Origin of the sequence: Pedobacter caeni, assembly GCF_900129215.1 — a bacterium.
Lineage (GTDB): Bacteria > Bacteroidota > Bacteroidia > Sphingobacteriales > Sphingobacteriaceae > Pedobacter > Pedobacter caeni.
The window spans coordinates 995,198-1,014,750 of record NZ_FQUQ01000001.1; the positions used below are offsets into that span (position 1 = coordinate 995,198).

General features: G+C 39.9%; 20 protein-coding genes and 1 tRNA gene. 11 read left to right on the forward strand and 10 right to left on the reverse strand.

Annotated elements, in window-relative coordinates; all coding sequences use genetic code 11:
* Positions 1 to 44: 44 nt before the first annotated feature.
* Entirely contained in the window at positions 45 to 476 is a 432-nt protein-coding gene (locus BUC20_RS04160) for a VOC family protein (RefSeq protein ID WP_073227771.1), read from the reverse strand.
* A 245-nt stretch (positions 477 to 721) separates the two neighbouring features.
* Here BUC20_RS04160 and hmpA point away from each other — a divergent pair, with 245 nt between their 5' ends.
* The 4 genes from hmpA to BUC20_RS04180 are packed head-to-tail and all read left to right on the forward strand — an operon-like array spanning position 722 to position 4,827.
* The gene (gene hmpA / locus BUC20_RS04165) at positions 722 to 1,930 is read left to right on the forward strand and encodes an NO-inducible flavohemoprotein (protein WP_073227773.1); all 1,209 of its coding nucleotides are present in this window, start codon (positions 722 to 724) and stop codon (positions 1,928 to 1,930) included.
* A gap of 10 nt (positions 1,931 to 1,940) precedes the next feature.
* Complete coding sequence (locus tag BUC20_RS04170) at positions 1,941 to 2,393, forward strand: Rrf2 family transcriptional regulator (protein ID WP_073227775.1); 453 nt, start codon at positions 1,941 to 1,943, stop codon at positions 2,391 to 2,393.
* Positions 2,394 to 2,410: 17 nt separating this feature from the next.
* Positions 2,411 to 2,911 carry a GNAT family N-acetyltransferase gene (locus BUC20_RS04175; RefSeq protein WP_073229462.1) on the forward strand — a complete coding sequence of 167 codons (501 nt, stop codon included), beginning with the start codon at positions 2,411 to 2,413 and terminating at the stop codon, positions 2,909 to 2,911.
* A gap of 11 nt (positions 2,912 to 2,922) precedes the next feature.
* The gene (locus BUC20_RS04180) at positions 2,923 to 4,827 is read left to right on the forward strand and encodes an AAA domain-containing protein (RefSeq protein ID WP_073227777.1); all 1,905 of its coding nucleotides are present in this window, start codon (positions 2,923 to 2,925) and stop codon (positions 4,825 to 4,827) included.
* A 51-nt stretch (positions 4,828 to 4,878) separates the two neighbouring features.
* Here BUC20_RS04180 and BUC20_RS04185 read toward each other — a convergent pair whose 3' ends face one another.
* Positions 4,879 to 6,309: a DUF2141 domain-containing protein gene (locus BUC20_RS04185; protein WP_073227780.1), complete on the reverse strand. Its 1,431-nt coding sequence runs from the start codon at positions 6,307 to 6,309 to the stop codon at positions 4,879 to 4,881.
* A 233-nt stretch (positions 6,310 to 6,542) separates the two neighbouring features.
* On the opposite strand from BUC20_RS04185, the gene BUC20_RS04190 reads away from it, so the two are divergent.
* The 5 genes from BUC20_RS04190 to BUC20_RS04210 all read left to right on the forward strand — a co-directional run bounded on the left by BUC20_RS04190 (position 6,543) and on the right by BUC20_RS04210 (position 10,293).
* A tRNA-Lys gene (locus BUC20_RS04190) sits at positions 6,543 to 6,618 on the forward strand.
* A gap of 303 nt (positions 6,619 to 6,921) precedes the next feature.
* Positions 6,922 to 7,218 (forward strand): hypothetical protein, encoded by a 297-nt coding sequence (locus BUC20_RS04195; protein WP_073227781.1) that lies wholly within the window; start codon positions 6,922 to 6,924, stop codon positions 7,216 to 7,218.
* Between the two features lie 4 nt (positions 7,219 to 7,222).
* The gene (locus BUC20_RS04200) at positions 7,223 to 8,707 is read left to right on the forward strand and encodes a metallophosphoesterase family protein (RefSeq protein ID WP_073227784.1); all 1,485 of its coding nucleotides are present in this window, start codon (positions 7,223 to 7,225) and stop codon (positions 8,705 to 8,707) included.
* 363 nt (positions 8,708 to 9,070) lie between these two features.
* The gene (locus BUC20_RS04205) at positions 9,071 to 9,700 is read left to right on the forward strand and encodes a DUF4145 domain-containing protein (protein ID WP_073227787.1); all 630 of its coding nucleotides are present in this window, start codon (positions 9,071 to 9,073) and stop codon (positions 9,698 to 9,700) included.
* Positions 9,701 to 9,738: 38 nt separating this feature from the next.
* Positions 9,739 to 10,293, forward strand: a complete 555-nt coding sequence (locus BUC20_RS04210; RefSeq protein WP_073227790.1) for a hypothetical protein — start codon at positions 9,739 to 9,741, stop codon at positions 10,291 to 10,293.
* A 489-nt stretch (positions 10,294 to 10,782) separates the two neighbouring features.
* Here the strand turns inward: BUC20_RS04210 and BUC20_RS04215 are convergent, their stop codons facing one another.
* From BUC20_RS04215 to BUC20_RS04235, 5 genes are all read right to left on the reverse strand, one after another.
* Entirely contained in the window at positions 10,783 to 11,607 is an 825-nt protein-coding gene (locus tag BUC20_RS04215) for a DUF6266 family protein (protein WP_073227792.1), read from the reverse strand.
* 12 nt (positions 11,608 to 11,619) lie between these two features.
* Positions 11,620 to 12,123, reverse strand: coding sequence for a hypothetical protein (locus BUC20_RS04220; RefSeq protein WP_073227794.1), 504 nt, complete (start codon positions 12,121 to 12,123; stop codon positions 11,620 to 11,622).
* Between the two features lie 2 nt (positions 12,124 to 12,125).
* Positions 12,126 to 12,677, reverse strand: a complete 552-nt coding sequence (locus BUC20_RS04225) for a peptidoglycan-binding protein (protein ID WP_234994439.1) — start codon at positions 12,675 to 12,677, stop codon at positions 12,126 to 12,128.
* Positions 12,596 to 12,952 (reverse strand): hypothetical protein, encoded by a 357-nt coding sequence (locus BUC20_RS04230; RefSeq protein ID WP_084528522.1) that lies wholly within the window; start codon positions 12,950 to 12,952, stop codon positions 12,596 to 12,598. Before BUC20_RS04230 ends, BUC20_RS04225 begins: the two co-directional genes overlap by 82 nt.
* A gap of 81 nt (positions 12,953 to 13,033) precedes the next feature.
* Positions 13,034 to 13,681, reverse strand: coding sequence for a DUF6266 family protein (locus BUC20_RS04235; protein ID WP_073227803.1), 648 nt, complete (start codon positions 13,679 to 13,681; stop codon positions 13,034 to 13,036).
* A 1,192-nt stretch (positions 13,682 to 14,873) separates the two neighbouring features.
* Between BUC20_RS04235 and BUC20_RS04245 the strand changes: the two genes are divergently transcribed.
* The gene (locus BUC20_RS04245; RefSeq protein WP_073227809.1) at positions 14,874 to 15,917 is read left to right on the forward strand and encodes a GNAT family N-acetyltransferase; all 1,044 of its coding nucleotides are present in this window, start codon (positions 14,874 to 14,876) and stop codon (positions 15,915 to 15,917) included.
* 651 nt (positions 15,918 to 16,568) lie between these two features.
* On the opposite strand, the gene BUC20_RS04255 is transcribed toward BUC20_RS04245, so the two are convergent.
* From BUC20_RS04255 to BUC20_RS04265, 3 genes are all read right to left on the reverse strand, one after another.
* Positions 16,569 to 17,063: a RidA family protein gene (locus tag BUC20_RS04255; RefSeq protein WP_073227815.1), complete on the reverse strand. Its 495-nt coding sequence runs from the start codon at positions 17,061 to 17,063 to the stop codon at positions 16,569 to 16,571.
* 87 nt (positions 17,064 to 17,150) lie between these two features.
* Positions 17,151 to 17,759 carry a class I SAM-dependent methyltransferase gene (locus BUC20_RS04260; RefSeq protein ID WP_073229465.1) on the reverse strand — a complete coding sequence of 203 codons (609 nt, stop codon included), beginning with the start codon at positions 17,757 to 17,759 and terminating at the stop codon, positions 17,151 to 17,153.
* Between the two features lie 211 nt (positions 17,760 to 17,970).
* Positions 17,971 to 18,648 (reverse strand): TetR/AcrR family transcriptional regulator, encoded by a 678-nt coding sequence (locus tag BUC20_RS04265; protein ID WP_073227818.1) that lies wholly within the window; start codon positions 18,646 to 18,648, stop codon positions 17,971 to 17,973.
* A gap of 171 nt (positions 18,649 to 18,819) precedes the next feature.
* Between BUC20_RS04265 and BUC20_RS04270 the strand changes: the two genes are divergently transcribed.
* Positions 18,820 to 19,467, forward strand: a complete 648-nt coding sequence (locus tag BUC20_RS04270) for a carbonic anhydrase family protein (RefSeq protein ID WP_073227820.1) — start codon at positions 18,820 to 18,822, stop codon at positions 19,465 to 19,467.
* The last annotated feature ends 86 nt before the right edge of the window (positions 19,468 to 19,553 follow it).

The window sequence follows — 19,553 nt, forward strand, 5'->3', positions numbered from 1 at the left end:
CGTATAAATGCCTTTTACAGGAGGCATTTATACGGGCATTTTTTTTATTTGTCTTTAGTATAGTCATAGTTCACCAACCATTGGATGCCAAAACGGTCTTTCAGCATTCCAAAGTAAGCGCCCCAGAAAGCTTTCTCCAGTGGCATAATGATTTCTCCGCCAACCGCAAGTGCATTAAAAATCCGATCAGATTCCGCCTCACTCTCTGTAGTCACAGAGATAGAAAAATTATCGCCCACATTGAGCTTTTGTCCCATTGATTCCAGGGTATCGGTTCCCATCAGAAAGTTACCACTTCCTATAGGCAAGGAAATGTGCATGATTTTTACTGCATCTTCTGCAGACAGCTCATCGCCACCCGGCGTATCTTTAAAGCGCTGAACCGCCTGAAATTCCCCACCGAAAACAGATTTATAGAGGTTAAATGCTTCTTCAGTCTTTCCTTCAAAATTTAAATAAGGATTAATAGTTGCCATGTTTTGTTCTTTTAGTTTTTAGGTGTTTATGTATTAACTAAGATATTCAGTTAATTCCATAACTCAAATGTAGTGCTAAACTTAGTTTGCAAACAAGGCCGGACAAGACAATAACAGGGGGCAATCAAGACAAGCTTATCCCCCATCTCTTTTATCCTTGAAATGTAATTTCCTCAGAAATCCGGTTTAAAATTAGGCCTCCGTTTTTAAAGTTGTATTTTTGATGCAACTTTAAATAACACATTATGCTTACAACATCAGAGATCGGCTTGATTAAAGCCACCGTCCCAATTTTAAGAGAACATGGAGTATTGTTAACCAAACATTTCTACCAAAGAATGTTTGACCATAACCCCGAACTGAAACATATTTTTAACATGGGGAACCAAAAAAACGGAACCCAGCAAACGGCATTGGCACTCGCAGTACTTGCCTATGCCGAAAACATCGAAAACCCATCTGTACTCCTACCCGTTCTTCAAAGAATAGGCGATAAACATACCAGCTTGCAAATCAGTGCAGACCAATACGATATTGTAGGCAGACATCTTCTGGCTTCTATCAGTGAAGTACTTGGCGAAGCCGCAACCGAAGAGCTGATCACCGCATGGGCGAAAGCTTACGGACAACTGGCCGACATCATGATCAATCTCGAAAAATCAATCTACCTGCAAAAAGCAGCTGTTCCGGGTGCCTGGAGCGGATGGCGTAAATTCGTCATCGACCGGAAAGTTAAAGAATCAGATGAGATCAGTTCCTTTTACCTGCGCCCTCAAGATGGTCTGGAAGTGGCCTTACATCAACCCGGTCAATACCTGAGCATTAAGGTGTATATCCCTTCATTAGACCTTTATCAGCCAAGACAATACAGTATTTCCTCTGCCCCAGATCAACATTATTACCGCATTTCGGTAAAGAAAGAAGCCGGAAATCAGAATAAAGAAGAAGGAACAGTGTCTAACCACCTGCACAATGTACTTCAGGAAGGTGATGTACTGGAAGTCAGCACCCCTGCCGGAGATTTTGTGCTCAACACCGATCAGAGCTCCCCTCTTGTGTTGCTGAGCGGTGGTGTAGGCCAGACTCCTTTCGTCTCTATCATGGACTTCCTGAGCGCTGCAGATCAGCAACGCCAGGTGAGATGGGCCCATGCCTGCAGGTCTGAAAACGTACATGCTTTCCGGGATCAGATCAAAGCCTGGGACGAGGAACACGATTGGTTTAAACATATCGTCTTTTACGAAAACGCAGCCCAGGAAGACAAGAACATCCGCTCCGGCAGACTGGATGTTGCCGAAATCACGGAAATGGTCCTGATACCCGAAGCAGATTATTACCTTTGCGGTCCCAAGCCCTTTATCGAAAAAACAATTCTCGACCTTGCTGCTTTAGGCGTAGATCGAAAAAAGCTGTTCTTTGAAGAGTTTGGTCCACAGACCATTCATACCAATTAAGATCATATCAATGAAACTGAACCAATTTACAGATTACGGACTGAGGATCCTGATGTATATGAGCCGTAAACCGGAGCACCTGCCGGCAACGACCATTACAGAACTGGCAGACCGGTTCGCGATATCCAGAAATCACCTGGTTAAAGTGGTTCAGTTTCTTTCCAATCAACAAATCATAGATGCACAAAGAGGCAGAGGTGGTGGATTACGCCTGTACGCTTCGCCAGAAACTTACCGGATCGGAAAACTGGTTCGCCTACTGGAACAGGACGAAGACCTGATCAATTGTCAAAATCCGCTCTGTATTCTGGCAGGTGATTGTGGCCTGAAAACCATTCTCAACAGTGCCATGGAAGCCCTTTATCTTCACCTGGACAATTATACCCTGAACGACATTAGTCAGCCGACAGTGAGCAAAACCTTACAATCTCTCTTTGCAGATCTTCCGGATCAGAAAATATAATGCTATTTTGCGGCATCATGCTAAATATTTATACCGCAACTTCGAGCGACTATCCCCTAATCCAGAAGATCGCTCATGAAACATGGCCGGACACTTTCGGCGCAATTTTATCAAAAGAACAAATCAGCTATATGCTGGAAATGATGTACAGCACTGCTGCGTTAACAGAACAAACCAGCGTCAAAGGACATCAGTTTCTCCTGGTAAAGGACGAAACAAAACATTTAGGTTACGCTTCTTTTGAACTCAATTACAAAGGATTATCAAAAACAAAAATCCATAAAATCTATATCCTTCCAGAAGCACAGGGAAAAGGCGTGGGCAAATTGCTGATGAATACCATTACCGGTATTGCCAAAGAAAACAACAATGACACGCTTTCTTTAAATGTCAACAGAGACAACTCTGCTTTTGCTTTTTATCAGAATATAGGCTTTGAGAAAGTAGGCGAAGAAAACATCGATATCGGAGATGGCTTCCTGATGGAAGATTTTATTATGGATAAAAAACTAGTTTAAACCAGATACTGTTGGAATATTTCAAAAAGCTCCTTGATTTACTGAAAATTGAGCGCGACGAAGACTTAAGGTCTTACCTGCAATTAACCGAATCTTCTTCTGTCGCAGAGCGAAGGGCCAATGGTCTTTCCTGGTACCCTATTGCCATCAGAGGTTCTGAAATGAGCCGTGGGGATTATCTGACGGTGGAAATCGAACGCACCACGCATCAGGAACTCTCCCACCAGCTTCGCTTTGGCGCCTCTGCGGTATTGTTCTCTAATCACGATCCAAAAGACCGTGTGGAAGGAACCATCACCCATCAAAGTGGCAATAAGCTTAAAATTACGTTAAAGACAGATGAGCTGCCAGACTGGGCACGTGATGGGAAACTGGGGATTGATGTGCTCTTTGATAACAACAGTTATGATGAGATGCAGGCGGCGATAAAACAAGCCTCGTCTCCTGTCGAAAACAAAGAAACACAACGCCTGATCAACATTCTGACAGGCAATAGCAGTCCGACGTTCTCCAAACCCGATTTCCAGTATGCCATTCCGGGCTTAAATGAAGTACAGCAACAGGCAGTAGATAAAATTCTTTCCGCACAGGAGCTTGCCATTGTCCATGGTCCTCCGGGAACAGGGAAAACCACCACATTGGTGCAGGCCATAAAGGCTTTGATCAAACAAAACCATCAGCAAATTCTGGTGGTTGCCCCAAGTAATACCGCTGTAGACCTGCTCACCGAGAAACTGGACGAACAGGGTCTAAATGTACTGCGCGTAGGAAATCCGGCAAGGGTATCGGAAAAATTGCTTTCCCTCACCCTGGATGGCAAAATGACCGAACACCCAATCATGAAACAGGCACGTGCGTTTAAAAAACAAGCCAATGAATTCAAAAACATGGCCCATAAGTACAAGCGCAATTTCGGCCGTGCAGAAAAAGAACAGCGTAAAGCCCTTTTTGACGAAGCGCATAAAATCATGAAAGAAGTGGGCAATACAGAGCAGTACATCATTGATGATCTGCTGAGTAAAGCCCAGGTGGTTACCGCAACATTGGTTGGCGCCAATCATTATACGATCAGAGGTCTTAAGTTTCATACAGTAGTGATTGATGAAGCCGGACAAGCGCTTGAACCCGCCTGCTGGATCCCTATTCTGAAAGCACAAAAAGTGGTATTTGCCGGTGATCATTGTCAGCTTTCGCCTACCATAAAGTCAAATGAAGCTGCAAAAAGTGGATTAAGCACTACCTTACTTGAAAAGTCTGTTCTTGCTCATCCAGAATCTGTTACGCTTTTGGAAGAACAATACCGGATGCACGAAACCATTATGGGTTATTCTTCAAAGGTATTTTATGGAAACAAACTAAAAGCAAATGCTTCGGTAGCCAATCATCGTCTGTTTGCAGATGATGCTCCTCTGGCTTTTGTCGATACTGCGGGTTGCGGATTTGAAGAAAAATCAGAAGGAACGAGTACCACCAATCCGGAAGAAGCTGTATTTCTGTTTAAGCACCTGACGCAATTGGCAGAACAACTGAGCAGTTTTTATACGGTTGAAGATTTTCCTACCATTGCAGTGATCTCTCCTTATAAGCAGCAGATCTTTTTGATGAAAGAATTACTGGCCAACTCCCCTGTTCTTCAAGCTTACGGAGACAAGATCTCTGTGAATACGATTGATAGTTTCCAGGGACAGGAACGCGACCTGGTTTATATCAGCATGACCAGGAGCAACAATGAAGGAGTAATTGGCTTCCTTTCTGATACCCGAAGGATGAATGTGGCCATGACCAGGGCAAAGAAAAAACTGGTGGTGATTGGCGATAGTGCCACGCTTTCCAGATTGCCTTTTTACTCTGCTTTTATCAGTTATGCAGAAGAAAATAATGCTTACCAAAGCGCATGGGAGTTTGCAGATTTATAGTCTGCAAACTTCTTTTTAATGCCTGCGTGACAAATAGATACTAGTAATTATCTAATAGATCAGTTTAATACTGATTTCTGCTTCGTTTTCCAGTTTAAACTTCGTATCTCCAAATTTAGGAGCTGATAATGTTGGCTTGAAATTCTGGGAGAAACCATATCCTTCTTTCGGAATTCCGATAAGGTTGGTATTGCATTTCCCATCCGAGTTTTCATCATGGTAAAGCGCAACTGCATATTCCCCTGCCGGAAGATCTTTAAAAATAAAGGTCTCAGATGTAGACTTTACACTTTTGATCTGTGATTTATACTCCTGCCCTTTTTTAATAAACTTCTCTTTACTGTTGTACAGGCTGACCTGTATTTTCCCTTCCACTTTATCAATGTTGGGTATAGTGATTTTTAATTGACCTTTTTGTGCATAGCCCTGCTGAAAGGAGAAAAACAAGATGACCAGCAGCGCAGCTTTAAAGAAGCGTGAAGCCATCTTTTTGTCTTTTGTGACATGAGCGCTGTAAGGTTCGGATTGTTTCAGGAGGTGGCTTTTAATTGGCTTTCTGAATAATTTAGTGAATCCTTTCTTAACAGTGGAAACAGATGCATTCAGCTGGTCGAAATAGTCTTCCAGGGTATCTCTTCTGAAATCGATGATCTTTGCAAGATCATCGCCATCTTCGTAATATCCGCAATGAAAGTTCTTTTCTGCAAAAGAGTGTTCTGGGAAGTCGGCCTTGCCGAGGCCGAAGGCCTCAAATGACCTGTTTAAGAATTCCTGATAAGTAGTTCTGCAGGTTGCTCCTCCTCCCAGGTTAAAGATCTTACCTTTTAATTCTGTTCTATGTTCGATAGCCAACACAAACGCCCTTGCGGTATCTTTTGGGGTCAGGATTTCCATTGCGGTATCCAAAGGCATGTGAAACATGATTCCTGAAGCTTTATGGTTACCTGTTCCCATAATTGCAGCCAGTCTGAAAATACCGTAATCTATTCCACTGTTTCTGATGAGTGCTTCTGTTCCAATTTTAGTAACCGCGTAATGATCGTGCGGACTCGGGATCAAAGGATCTGATGTTTTAATCCATGGATTGGTTAGCCTGTCGCCATACACAGAAATGGAAGAACTGTAAAGGAAAAAAGTATTCCTGCCGTGTTTCTGTATTCCGCTGATCAGGTTTTTAGTTCCGATCACATTTACTTTGTGGGCAAGATCTGGATGATGATCCGCTAATGGAGGAATAATAGCAGCCAGGTGAATGACGACATCCTGATCTTTGCATGCCGCCTCAGCCTCTTCTGTATTTGTGATATCTCCGTAGATGATCTTCACCCGATCTTCAAATGGAGACAGTATTTTCTTTGAATTATTGGTCTTTTGATCAAATGCCGTAATTTCATAGTGTTGAAATTGTAGCAATTGCTTTAAAACCTCTTGTCCTACGGTCCCTGAGGCTCCTGTAAGTAATATTTTCTTTTGTTTTCCCATGCGCTGATTTCTCTTCTATACTTCATTAAGCATTTATTATTCCAAAAACAGAGATTGTCTTTTTTAGCGTAAATATTTCTACAGGCTTAAGTTTATTGGAAATCGTTGATTATTAAGGCAGTCGGGAATGAGCAGGGAGTTAAGGAAAAATTAATCTAATTTTTTTTCAAATTTATTAGCAATTTAATATAAATTTTCTACCTTTGCACTCCCGAAACAAGGGAACAATAAATGATTCCGTAGCTCAGCTGGTAGAGCATTACACTTTTAATGTAGTGGTCCTGGGTTCGAATCCCAGCGGGATCACCATATTTAGAATCAAAACGTACAAAACCCCTGCAAACATAATGTTTGCAGGGGTTTTGTTTTTTCAGGGATATCAAAACTTGCAGCCACTACGGTTTAGCTATTACATATATGAAACGAATCGACGAACCTCAATAATCTAACATGTCATTGCGGTGGTAGGTCATAATCTACAGTTTTGTTTGTGGTAAAATACCGCTCTTGATAAATCGCATTGCTTAATTTTTAAAGACATTTCAAAATTAGTCACCAAATCTATTGTTGATGTTAAAGAAAAGCTTAAATTAGTATAATAAAATCCTGCTCATGTATCATTCTATTATTCCGGTGCCGAATAGTCACGCCCCTATTGTTGTTGAAGGAAGTATAAATACCCGTTTTATACTATTCAATGCAGGCCCTGCAAATATTGAATCACAAGTTTGGATAACGTGGTCAGGCAAAGAAAATGCTTATGAACCAAATTTTCGTCTTGAACTCCGTGCTGGTAGTGAAAAAATCATCTCTAGAGCATTCGCAAGAGTTAAACTGAACGAGACTGGCAAGAGCAGAGATTCATTTGCAGCTGTTGGAATAAGATTAATCTCTGAATATTATATCTAATTAAATGGCCGTAACTTACACCAACCAAATCCAAATACTCCACCTGTCAGATTTGCATTTTGGAGAACATCACATCTGTAATCCTGTAGAATCAGCTTCAAGAAAAGGAATCCCAACGTTAGCTGAATTAATTGGCGATGATCTTCAAACAGATTTCGGTGCAACTGTATATGACGTTACCGACTATGTCGATCACCCTAAACCACCTCTAATTGTAGCCGTTTCTGGTGATTTCACGCAAAAGGCGAAAAGCGATGAGTTTAAAGAAGCTGAAAGCTTTCTAAATGCGCTAATTAGTAAGCCAATAATGCATCGTACCGTTCACAAAAAAAATGTGTACATCATTCCTGGCAATCATGATGTTTCTTATGAATCGCATTCACCAGACGAACGATTTCAGTCATATACCAATTTTTATAATCGCTTTTATGGTAATCAACGACCAACTGCAGCTGCACATGAACCGATGGATTTCACACAGGTTCACGCCGATGACATTGATGGTAACAAATTTTTAATAGCAGAAATTAATTGTAGTATTTATGTAGAAAAAGGGACTGAAGACAGCAGCCGGGGGCAGGTGGATATGGATTCTATAAAAAGATTGCGACAGAAATTGAATGAGCTATCTCAAAACACTGATTATGAGGACTATATAAAGGTTGCTATGATGCACCATCACGTAGTCCTTTTACCGGCTTTTATTGAATCAGGTCGAGGAGTAGATTCTATCGTTAATGCTGGTTATCTTTTGGAATTACTTAGCGAAAATAATTTCCATTTGATTTTACATGGACATAAACACTATCCACAAATATTCAATTATGAACCTCTACCCTTGTGGTCGGAAAGCAGCACAAAAATTCCGCAATTGGTTATTTCAGGAGGAAGTTGTGGAAGTAGAGAACTACCGGATACGGTTGATACAGCTTGTAATACTTATAGTGTAATTACAATAAAATGGCATCCAGCAGCGAATCAGGCAAGGGTGCAAGTTATTACTAGAGGCCTGATTAGAAAAGGAAAGAAATTACTTGCGCCAGACGAATGGAAATGGAGAACAGTAAATATCAGCGATAAAATACTTTCTCCATACCAAACTGTACCACCAGTTGGGGAATTTCGTTTAGAAGAAATCGGGGACGATAAAGGGCGACTTGAAAAATACGAGATGCAACGAGGAATGATGCCTGTGGTTGAGGTCATGCCTTCACTTATACCAAATCAAGCATATGAAGTCAGAGCGTGGATCGTATCTCATCGACCGGAATCGCAAAAAACACCTAAACTTTCGATCGTAGAATGGACGGCTGGACGTAAATTTAGAAAAATCATTTGCGAACGAAAAACAAATCCAGATTTTTGCATGGCATATCAATACTGGGGCCCAATGTTAATGGAAGCAAAAATGATTTTTGAAGATGGTTATACGATCTCATCATTTGTCTATGCTAGAATGCCAAGAAACGAAACAAAAGGCCCGATCTGAATGAGCACCGAATCAAAGATCTTGGTTTTTATCCAATGATCATTTTGAATTTATCTATCAACAATATATAAAACTTCTAGAAAATTAACTCATGGCCTAGTTAACAATTATGATAACCTTAAACTAGATCTGGATCATCCTGCGCTCAGACAAATAATGTAGTGTCTTGGTCTTCACATTTAGAAGACCTACAAGTATCAAGCTGTCCAGATCTACGCTTCTTCACGTGTGATTGGAAAAGAAATAGATGAGTTTATTCCCGCCTCTACAAAGATCTAGATCTCAAATTCTCAGACCGTGGGCAAGTTATTTTGCTATGAGGTAAGCTTTACCTACATTTACACAAACTAAATTAACTCACTCATGAACTTTATACAACCACAGGTATTCCTTAAATCATTCACTTGCCCCTATTGTAGTGCTATTGCTCAACAAAATTGGTGGCACACATCGTTTAGTGGAAATAGATATCCGACTTCGAGCAACAATGGAATAAGAGTTAGTCATTGTCAACATTGTGAAGAATATACACTTTGGGTATGGGACAATATGGTCTACCCTACCAACGGGAATGCCCCAAGCCCAAATGGTGAAATGCCAGAAGCTGTGAAGAAAATATATCTAGAAGCCTGTTCAATCTACCAAAAATCCCCTAGAGGTGCAGCTGCATTATTGAGATTAGGTATACAAATGCTGTGTAAAGAATTAGGCGAGAACGGCACCAATATTAATAATGACATCAAAAATCTTGTAGAGAAAGGATTACCAGAAATTGTTCAAAAGTCACTTGACATAGTTAGGGTGACTGGTAATGATGCTGTTCATCCAGGTCAAATAGATACAGATGACCCAAATACTGTTGCTCGTCTCTTTGAACTCACCAATATAGTAGTTCAATATATGATAACACTCCCTAAGCAGGTAGGATCACTTTATGATTCATTGCCGACCGACAAAGTTGAAGCAATTTCCAAGAGAGATAAAACTAATTAGATAATTGAAATCAAATCATTAATTGTAATAAACTAATCATGAATGAACCATATATATTCTTAAGTGTTGGCGGAGTTGCTAATGATGCTCAAGAACTATTTGTTAAAGCAATTGAAGATCGAATTGCTAGCGAGGGTCTTATCCCCAAGACTGTAGGTAGAAATACCTTTAGTGAGGAATCGCCACTTAAGACAATTAATAAATTGATGGCGGACTGTTCGGGGACTATTATTATCGCTTTAGAACGGACCTACTTTCCTGAAGGGGTTGAAAAGAGAGGTGGGGATATGGAAAAAATTCTTCGAGATGTAAAATTTCCAACCCCATGGAATCAAATAGAAGCTGCAATGGCTTACTCCAAAGGTCAACCATTAATGATTATAATGGAGGAGGATTTAAAAAAGGAAGGGTTATTGGATACGGGCCAAGAATGGTTTATATTGTTGGTGAAGCCAGATGCTTCGTCACTTAATACTCCTGCATTTAATGGAGTCTTAGCTAGTTGGAAAGGAAAGGTAGCTGAGTTGGGTATTTCGCCAAAAGTGGCCATTCGTTCCGCATTTAAACTGACACTTAATTCCGCGCTAAACTGACCAGGTATTACGGAGCAAAGTGGCCGTTATTTTAGGTTTAGGGCATTATTTTACTCCCTGCATTGTAAATTCTTTTTTTTAAATGAGCCTGTTTGAGGCCGCTTGTTCACGCCGGATTCCTTGGTGTGGGATTGTTTGTCATCCGAGGTGTCAGCTCGCCTTAAATCGCTTTATTTTGAGGCGGAGCTGGAATGGATCAGTTGAAGGTGATTTAGGGGCATGTTTTGATCTGAAAATACAATCAGGAGGAGAATGAGATTGGCTTTTGTTGCTAAGGATGAAAAATCCAGAGTGTTGGTTATATTCGTTCAGGAGAAGGGAACTTTATGGACTCACTCGGCAGCCTAATTTGCGGCCACTTTGCCCCGAAACAATGGGGTCACATTCACCGAAATGTACACCGTATCCCCTAAAACAGAAAATCAAGGCTTTTTTTGACGTATAGTTTTCCGAATGACAAACCCATTTCCCAAAACTTCACCTGTATTTTCACGAACGGATCGCCCAATCTTTCCTGGATTTCTTTTTTTTGGGATAACATTTTTTTGGAATCGCTAAGTATTTTGCAACCTTCCTCAGGTTTTCTTTTTTGGCATTAACACCATCATCAACGACAGTCTTACAAACAGATCCTAAACTTCTGTCTTTTTCATTCCGTCCTGGCTCCCGCAAATCCAAACATTGATATTGTGTTCGGGACACCTCCTTTTTTAGAGAAGAACGCAAAAACACATACATATGGATTTTCTTTCCAACCATTTCTTTAGGCAGGGGGAACATAAAATGGTTGTCATTTCTCATTGCTCCCATAGAAACTTCAATAACAAGTCTATCTACAGCATCATAAAGAATGCAGTAAATGCGATCACAACCATCTGTATCCAGGTAATGCCCCCATTTGATGCTATTATTCCATTTCACATCAAATGATTGACGATCAATCCGATCAACTTTCAGACTGCTAAGTCCTTCCAGGTTCCCTCTGCTAAACGTTACTTTCGAATAATCAATTTCCAGATTTGGATATACTCCATCAATAACACAATGATAATTCTTCGAAAACACCGCATTAAATGCGCTCATCCGCCGTTTTGGTCTCTTAGGATATCCAATCCGGATAAAAGAAGTAAACAGGCCTAAAAACGCCGTCAGTAACTTTAATCTTGCTCTAATGTTTAACGCGGCCTCGGTTATTGGGCCTTCATACTTTTTTGGAAGATTTCTTACCTCTGTTTGATTGTTTCTTGTGGAGAACACCAGTCCTCCTATCTTTCCGGATATGTTTCCAAAAAGACCACCTGTTAAAATAGCCATGGTTTTAAAAATTTAGGGATGAATAAATAGTTTGTATTTTAAGATGTACCAAAGGAAGAGTAAGGCGACCAGAATCAGGAGCCAGTGCCAGACAGACAACCGAAGGTCTTTCTTTTCTGTATCCTTCAGGGAAATATCCTTTGTTTTTATCCTCGATTCTGTTATATCGGATACTTTGGTACTTTGCGCTGCCTCCTCCTTTCTTTCGATCGTTCTGCTACCAGACTTTGTTTTTTTATAGATCAATACCTTTTCTGCCTGCCCGGAGAAACCTTCCCCTGGAGAGAAATCAAACCTCCCTTTCGGCCAGATCTCTATCTGTGAAAAAGAATCTGCAGCATCATTCCTGATCGTTAAAGATTTGTTCTCCTGCTGATGCAGATACTTTGACTGATCCTTAAATTCAATTTCCTCCTTGTCTTTTAAATTAGAAACGGAACTGCTTTTTGTTGTTTTATGGAGCGTCCCACAGGCTGATAAAAGCAGTTGGCTGAGAATTAATAATAAACTACACATTTTCATGGTCTGTTCTCCTTTCCTATCCAGTTAGCAAATTTGGCGATGGTGCGCAGGTGTCTGCGCTTTTTAAAAACCCCATCGCCTTCTCTGCTCCCTTCTATATTTGTGTTACCTTCCAGGGTGACTGCCCAATCAGACTTGATACTTAACACAAATCCTGTATGTGCAATTCTCTTCAATGAAGGAAAATAAATTCCAAAAAGATCTGCAGGTATGGGTTTTCTAACCAACCGATTTGCAGGAAACAGCGCTGGCGTCCAGCCGGTCCTTGGCTTAGAAAGCCCCGCCTGTTGGTGAACCCAGCTGACGTAGGCTCCACACCAGGCATGGCCTTTTGGTAATCCTATATATTTTAGGTAGAGCTCTACCCTTTCTCCATCATTTCTCCCTGACTTTTCTCTGACTCCAAGTTCCTTTTCCGCAATTGAAAGTACAGACGTTCTGACTTTTGCCTCAACTAGTGAATCACCTAACAGATGGCGATCAGGCATCCCACTGCTGCAAATAACAGGGACACAAATGATGCCCAGTAAAAGCTTAATTGTTTCCATGAGTCCAGAGTTTTAAATTGTAAAACCATCACTTCTATTACAGGCAAGCCTAGTCCCAGCCATAACCTTTCCAATAACCAAAAGCTTAGCCCTGCAACCAGCAGAAAGGAGATCAGACTCAGCAAAACCAGGAGCCAGATGCCCGGATCGATATATCCGGCGGTTACATCTGCACTTAAGATCCAGCTTTGCCCTAATGGCCACAACAGCAGCATGACTAATAATAAAAGACCAATTTCTAACACATAAGCCGTCATGATATGAGGCTTTTTCATACCTATATTTTTCATAATAAAATCTATTAAATGAAGGAATAATCACCCGCCTTCCTTTCGGAACAGCGGGTGACAGATTGATTAGGTTAAAGTAATGCTTCCACAATATTTGGAATCTGAAACCATTTTTTCGTCAGCGGTGACGACCATGATGTAACAGTGAAGCGGCAGACCGATAAAGTCAAACGGAACCACCATCCTGAGCGTTAAAGCTGACCGTAAAGTAGCGACCGGATTAGAGATGATGTGTTCTATTTCCGGTGTATGGATGTAGATCTTCACTAAATCGGTGTTATTACTTATGCCATAGCCAACGATCAACTCCCATGAAACATCCAGTGTTGCCATTTCACCGGCTACGCTTGCTACTTTCGCTTTTTGAACAGGAGCTAACTTGCCCCTACCTATCGAAAAGTTCTCATAGTCAATGCTATAATTGGGCGCTGTTCCCTTAAGCCCATGCTCAAGGTTGTAGCTCAGTGCAGCATTTCCAGGAGCCAGATTTTTCTTATTGGATTTGAACCCAAGAGCAATTGCTCCACTGAACAGACTCACATGCTGCATGATCATTCCAAAGCCGGCTCGTTGGTTAGCCTGGCCAATTGTAGCTGGCTTTGAGGATTTCCCTGGCTTCATTGAAAATACATTTTTGTTTTTGACACGACGGCCAACGTTGTTTCCTACTTTTCCTGTGAGGTGGTAGAATGGACCTCCTTCTAAAAATGCCATAATTTTAAGTTTTAAAAAATGAATTAATCTGTTGATTCATAAGTCGCTTGCAAGCTGCATTTTCCGGGTACCTCGGAAGCTGCTTAAACATTACGATTCAAACGTATGAATCGATATCTTAATAACCTAGGCCTCAATGGGTAATGAACGCATTTGAACGGTTTTGACTCAATTTGACTGGATTTGACACCCTTAGCAATTTTACAAATGACCATAAAACAAAAATGCTTGTACTAATCAGCACAAGCATAAGAAGCAGGTTTAGGTGAACAATACTGTAATATGACCTTACTCAGATTCCAGAATTGAAGATTTAAGATAATACTTTCGCTTGCCTACCAGTCTCATTTTCCAGTCGAGCTCTTTTGCCAATCTCCGAAAAGTACTTTCGCTAACGCTTAATAGCCGCATTACCTGAAACTTATCTAGCCACTCAGCTGGTGGCACTGGTGCTTGATATATAACTATCTGCTGCTCTTTGGAATTAAAATATCTTTCTAACTTCTGTTCTATTCTTCTCAATATCATTTTCATAACAATAGGGATTTTAGTAGGCCGGTTTTGGACATGAGGATTTACCCAGGCGACAAAAGTAAAGGCCTATTTATTTAATTAATAAGGATGAATTTTCGGTAGACCGATTAAGTCGGGCGCTTGAGGTACTATTTGGGATTTAAGTATTTCATCATGAGATTCGATTTAAAGGTTAATCTTTACGTTAATTATTTCCCTCCCTTTTTATTTTAATCTTCCCCTGGTGTTCTGTTTCAAATCAGGTCATTACAAAACAGTACTTCAGCGAGGATACATCAATAGCTTCATTATTACCAGCATAGTAATACTATAAATATATGTTTTATTTAATAAAAAATTAAATATTATTTATAATAGTTATTTCTGTATAAAAAATATTTAAACAATAGATAAGCATCATAATTTCTATAATGTTGGGGAATATTTACACTGAGATCCGGTTAAAATGTTTTGCATATCCGTTTTCTTCCGGTTGACTATCATTTAACCATTAATACGAGGTTAATAGGTCCATGATTGGTCTGACGAACCTTTTAGCCATGTTTCTATAATCAGGTGATGGTGAGTTTAATTAAAACGCATATAAACACGATATGAAAAATATTTTGTAACTTGTTTTTAATCAATTCATTCAGTTAACTAATTAAATAAATTAAAAATGGGAAAATTAATAAATGGGTTATTTGGCGGATTCCATGGCAGAATCGGCAACCTGGTAGGTTATACCTTGAAAGGTAAACATGTGATAAGAACAATTGGCAGAAGTGAAAAACCACTTACTCCGGCAAGGAAAGCAAATTGTCAAAAGATGACGGTGGTCAACGAGATCCTTAAGCCTTCAATTCAAGCAATCCGTGCAGGATTCCGCCTTGCGGTTGCCGGAACAGACAGAAACGAATACAATGAAGCAGTTTCTTACAATAAAAAGAATGCCCTTCAGGGAGCATATCCGGATATCAGTCTGGACTACAGTAAAGTATTAATGAGCATGGGAACACTTCCTGTGGCTATTAATCCTTCCATTAGTCAGGCAGAAGAAAAAATCACCTTTAACTGGGAAATATCGGCTAGTCCGGTAAGTGAGTATCATACTGACCGCACTATGTTAGTGATCTATTTCCCTGATTTAAAAGTGAGCTTTTGCCAGTTAATCGGAGCAAAAAGAGTCGAGGGAAAAGATGTGATTGTGATCAGTTCTGAACATATAAACGAACGGATGGAAGCTTATATTTCTTTTGCTAAAGACGATGGAAAAGCAGTTTCTAATAGCGTACACGCGGGTTCATTGAACTTAGATCGTAAAACAACAGTTGCAGACGATAGCACACCTGAAATAAAAGATATTCCTGGATTTGTTCATTCGCTAAAGGACGAATTTAGTCAAAATTTAGGCGGAGACTGTGAGTTGAAACTCAATCAGTATGATGCCCGCATTGCAGAACTTAGCATCAATTCCTCTCCTAACACCCAAGCGGATATAAAAGAATCTCTATCTTCAACATTGTCTCTTTTATTCAAAAAAGCAAAGATTAATCGTATTGTTCTGAAAATAAACACAGACAATAATGAAATGATCAGCTTATTGAAGGTTCTGGGCTTTAAAAAGGAAGGTCATTTTATTGAAAATCGGTTTGTAAATAGCAAGTGGATTAACGAATATCAATTTGCGATACTAAAATCGGAATGGGACTTATTAAACTAGTCGTTTAGCAAAGGAAGTTTGGCTCTTTTACCGTATATGGTTTACCAGAAGATCTTCAGAATCTACCCTGGAAGGAATTTCTATGGATTTAGTTACCAACCAATGGAGCAAATCTTTCAATCATTTATATCTCTATAGACAGTAAAGTATTGTTAGCCAGATCTTAAAACATCAGCAAAAAAAACAGAACAAATATCATCCTCCTAACGAAAAGGCGAAAGCGAAGCCGTTACCATTGATACACACAGCAAATACAATACTGTAACAATAAATGCCGTTAACAGATGCGATTTAGCCCGGCGTAAATCCTGCTGTTTTAAGTTGGTATAGACACATGATAGCGATGTTAACAGGACAAAAACCAGTGCTCCCCATTCTACGATGAACTTATGAATAAGTAAATTTGTAATCCCTGCAGATGATGCTCCACCACCATAGTTATAAAAGTATATTAGAGGAATTACCAATATGTAGAGAAATGCGGAATAGGCAACTCCAATTATCAAGAAAAAAAGAAAATGCATCCACTCCGTCTTACTCTTGAGGATATCTTTTATTGAGATGACCATTCTATCCAGGGCTCAAAAAATTTCTGTTGATGATTTGATGGAGTAGAATGTCTATTGTTCGCATTTGGAGAATAAAAGTAAGTTATTCATTATTATCTGGCAGTTGTGCAATTAAATCAACTTCTACCTTTGCTTTAGCTTCATACAACCTGCTGATTTGTACCCAGGTCGCAGCAGGATAATCACCTTTATAAAACTCTTTTCTTGAATCGTTGTATTTCTTCATTAGCTCTATGTCGGTAGTATAAAGGTTTTCTTTTACCACATTTTCTGAGGAGGCTCCATAGGCATTTAAGCACTTTTCCAATGTTTTATAAAGTGCGGTTATACCCTTTGGGCTTAAATCACTTGTAGGAACCCCGGAAATGTAAAGGGTATTACCTACTTTAACAACCTGAGCATACCCGGCAGTTTCATCTTGCTTTTTCTCATTACCCCAGTTCCACTTTTCTTTAATTATAGCTTTCTTTTCTGTCGCGGGTTTTCCTCCAGCTTTTTTTGAGTCATCGCTGTTTTTGCAGCCAGTTTGAATATATAAAAGGGAAACAAGACCAAATAATAACGTCGTTTTAGTCATATAAACTTGTTTAAATTAATTTCATTGCGACACTAAATGTAAAACTTAAAACCGCAATTGCCAAGATCCATGCAGTTTCTTCCTGTCTTATTTCCTAAGGCACCAGGTAGTCATTGACCGCAGATTCTGGACATTGGTGGTCTTGATCGGCTCATGTAAGGTTGCACCTAGCTTTTTGGTAAAGGCGAACAGCATTTCCTGATTCACCAGAAAACGCTCGGATTCATCTGGCAGAAGATATCTTCCATTTCCGATTGATCTGACGAGGCTTTCAATACCAATATCCGATGCCAGACGACAAAACAGATACCCTCCGGGACGGATCACCCGCCACATTGAGTTCAACATTTCCTCAAAATGCTGGAGGTTACTCGCAAAATGGAGCACTGCACTACTAATCACCAGGTCAAACTGTCCATCATTAAATGGTAGATTTTCTACAAGACCAATCTTAAAATTATCTTGTGACGAACTACCGGAAAAAGGTGCAGCCATCTGTTTGATCCTTGCAATGTTGTCTGCAGATGAATCGACACCGTAAACCTGATATCCCGATCGTAAAAAGTAACCGACATTCCTCCCCTGCCCGCAGCCTGCATCGAGGATCGACTGACAGTCATCATATGTTCCTTTTAACAACTGATCAAATAAATAGATGTCGATATTACCAAACTGGTGGCGCAGGTCTTCTTTCATAAAACAAAAATAAGGATAATCTCCTCCCCCGCATATGCTTTTGTTTGATTGCAAAAAAGAACATTTTAAAATCTGACCACCCATTTTATTTTTGCAAAATACTCCAATCTTGGATTACTTTTGCCGAAACGCACCATCTCTTGTTGACCATCAATGATGATGGAATAGGTTTAGATGAAAAAATGTTAAATATCTGCTACACTTAGTTTAACTAACCTTTTCCCAAACTGGTAAAGACCAGGTCGTTCAGGAAAGCGCTGATTTCAGATTCCTCCTTTGCCACTCCGAAATCGGTTAATGATGGGAGATTGTTCATAAAAAAATTTTGGAAATGAGCCATCTCAATAATGGTAGATGCCAGGGATTTGGGATATTTATACTCAGGGCTACATTCAGAAATAATAACACTGACAACAGCGCAGAGATCTTTATATGGCTTAAAAAATTGCTGTTTGTTGTCCTCTCCTACCTGCTTTGTCAGGTAGGCTTTTGATCCTTCTGTAATAATGATCTGGTGCAATAAACTTTCATTGATATAGCTCGTTTGCTCATCATCTTCCACTGCAGTTGCCAGAAGGTTGATCACCTTCTTCAGCCTGATGGCCGGATCAGCTATATTATTGGTTTGAAAACTGATCTGAAACTCAAGCCAGCCCCAATACCAGGCAGTAAGATATACCAAAAGTTTATGCTTGTTCTCAAAATAACGGTAAATACCAGCTTCTGTGGTGCCAATATTTTCGGCCAGTTTTTTAAAGGTGAATGCTTCAAATCCTGCTTTGTAAATTAGCTGCACACTATGCTTCAGAATATTCTTACCCAGGTCCGAGCTTTCCGGATTTTTAAGGTACAAGGCTTCATTCATTTTTATCTGTAGCTGTAATTTCATTCTGTTCGCCTCTTTTTCTTTTGGATAAGGAGAACAAAGCTAATGAAAATATATCTGGATTATTTTTGATAGTAATACTACCATACAGAAAACCATTACTATCTTTGTTGCTGTCCTTGTATCCTTTAGTGGGTATTTATTAAAATATAAAAAACTGTTAAACCCGATAAAATGAAGACGTTAACAAAAGAAATGCAATCAGCCATCACTCCAACCATGGCATTAGATTTATTGAAAGACGGTAACAAAAGGTTTGTTAGCAACCTGAAAATTAACCGAAACCTTTTGCAACAGGCGAATGAAACATCAGATGGACAGCATCCATTTGCTGTAATTCTGAGCTGCATTGATAGTCGTACATCTGCCGAACTTATTTTCGATCAGGGACTTGGTGATGTTTTTAGTGTGCGCATTGCCGGAAACATCATTAACGAAGACATTTTGGGCAGTATGGAATTTGGTTGCAAAGTTGCCGGCTCAAAAATTATTGTGGTATTAGGACACACCAAGTGCGGAGCTGTAAAAGGTGCTTGTGATCATGTGGAAATGGGTAATCTTACCGCCTTGCTGACTAAAATAAGACCTGCTGTGGATGACGAAACCACCACTACTGAAAACCGTACTTCCAGTAACCCGGTTTTTGTAGAAAACGTTTCCACCATCAATGTGAAGCGCACAGTTAAATCAATAATGGAACGCAGTCCAATTCTGAAAGAAATGATTGAAAGCGGAGAAATTGGAATCATCGGAGGTTCGCACGACATCGCAACAGGTGAAGTATCCTTTTTCCATGATACCTCAAGCATCCATAACATTTAAGAACAAAGGAGATTTTTATATAAAAACGGGGCTTATCTACTAAATATAAGCCCCGTTCTCCTACCTGCTAAATTTTAATACACCAA

Coding starts and splice junctions, on each gene's coding strand:
- BUC20_RS04160 (WP_073227771.1), bottom strand. CDS start 476: ATGGCAACTATTAATCCTTATTTAAATTTTGAAGGAAAGACTGAAGAA.
- hmpA (WP_073227773.1), top strand. CDS start 722: ATGCTTACAACATCAGAGATCGGCTTGATTAAAGCCACCGTCCCAATT.
- BUC20_RS04170 (WP_073227775.1), top strand. CDS start 1,941: ATGAAACTGAACCAATTTACAGATTACGGACTGAGGATCCTGATGTAT.
- BUC20_RS04175 (WP_073229462.1), top strand. CDS start 2,411: ATGCTAAATATTTATACCGCAACTTCGAGCGACTATCCCCTAATCCAG.
- BUC20_RS04185 (WP_073227780.1), bottom strand. CDS start 6,309: ATGGGAAAACAAAAGAAAATATTACTTACAGGAGCCTCAGGGACCGTA.
- BUC20_RS04195 (WP_073227781.1), top strand. CDS start 6,922: ATGTATCATTCTATTATTCCGGTGCCGAATAGTCACGCCCCTATTGTT.
- BUC20_RS04200 (WP_073227784.1), top strand. CDS start 7,223: ATGGCCGTAACTTACACCAACCAAATCCAAATACTCCACCTGTCAGAT.
- BUC20_RS04205 (WP_073227787.1), top strand. CDS start 9,071: ATGAACTTTATACAACCACAGGTATTCCTTAAATCATTCACTTGCCCC.
- BUC20_RS04210 (WP_073227790.1), top strand. CDS start 9,739: ATGAATGAACCATATATATTCTTAAGTGTTGGCGGAGTTGCTAATGAT.
- BUC20_RS04215 (WP_073227792.1), bottom strand. CDS start 11,607: ATGGCTATTTTAACAGGTGGTCTTTTTGGAAACATATCCGGAAAGATA.
- BUC20_RS04220 (WP_073227794.1), bottom strand. CDS start 12,123: ATGTGTAGTTTATTATTAATTCTCAGCCAACTGCTTTTATCAGCCTGT.
- BUC20_RS04225 (WP_234994439.1), bottom strand. CDS start 12,677: ATGGAAACAATTAAGCTTTTACTGGGCATCATTTGTGTCCCTGTTATT.
- BUC20_RS04230 (WP_084528522.1), bottom strand. CDS start 12,952: ATGAAAAAGCCTCATATCATGACGGCTTATGTGTTAGAAATTGGTCTT.
- BUC20_RS04235 (WP_073227803.1), bottom strand. CDS start 13,681: ATGGCATTTTTAGAAGGAGGTCCATTCTACCACCTCACAGGAAAAGTA.
- BUC20_RS04245 (WP_073227809.1), top strand. CDS start 14,874: ATGGGAAAATTAATAAATGGGTTATTTGGCGGATTCCATGGCAGAATC.
- BUC20_RS04255 (WP_073227815.1), bottom strand. CDS start 17,063: ATGACTAAAACGACGTTATTATTTGGTCTTGTTTCCCTTTTATATATT.
- BUC20_RS04260 (WP_073229465.1), bottom strand. CDS start 17,759: ATGAAAGAAGACCTGCGCCACCAGTTTGGTAATATCGACATCTATTTA.
- BUC20_RS04265 (WP_073227818.1), bottom strand. CDS start 18,648: ATGAAATTACAGCTACAGATAAAAATGAATGAAGCCTTGTACCTTAAA.
- BUC20_RS04270 (WP_073227820.1), top strand. CDS start 18,820: ATGAAGACGTTAACAAAAGAAATGCAATCAGCCATCACTCCAACCATG.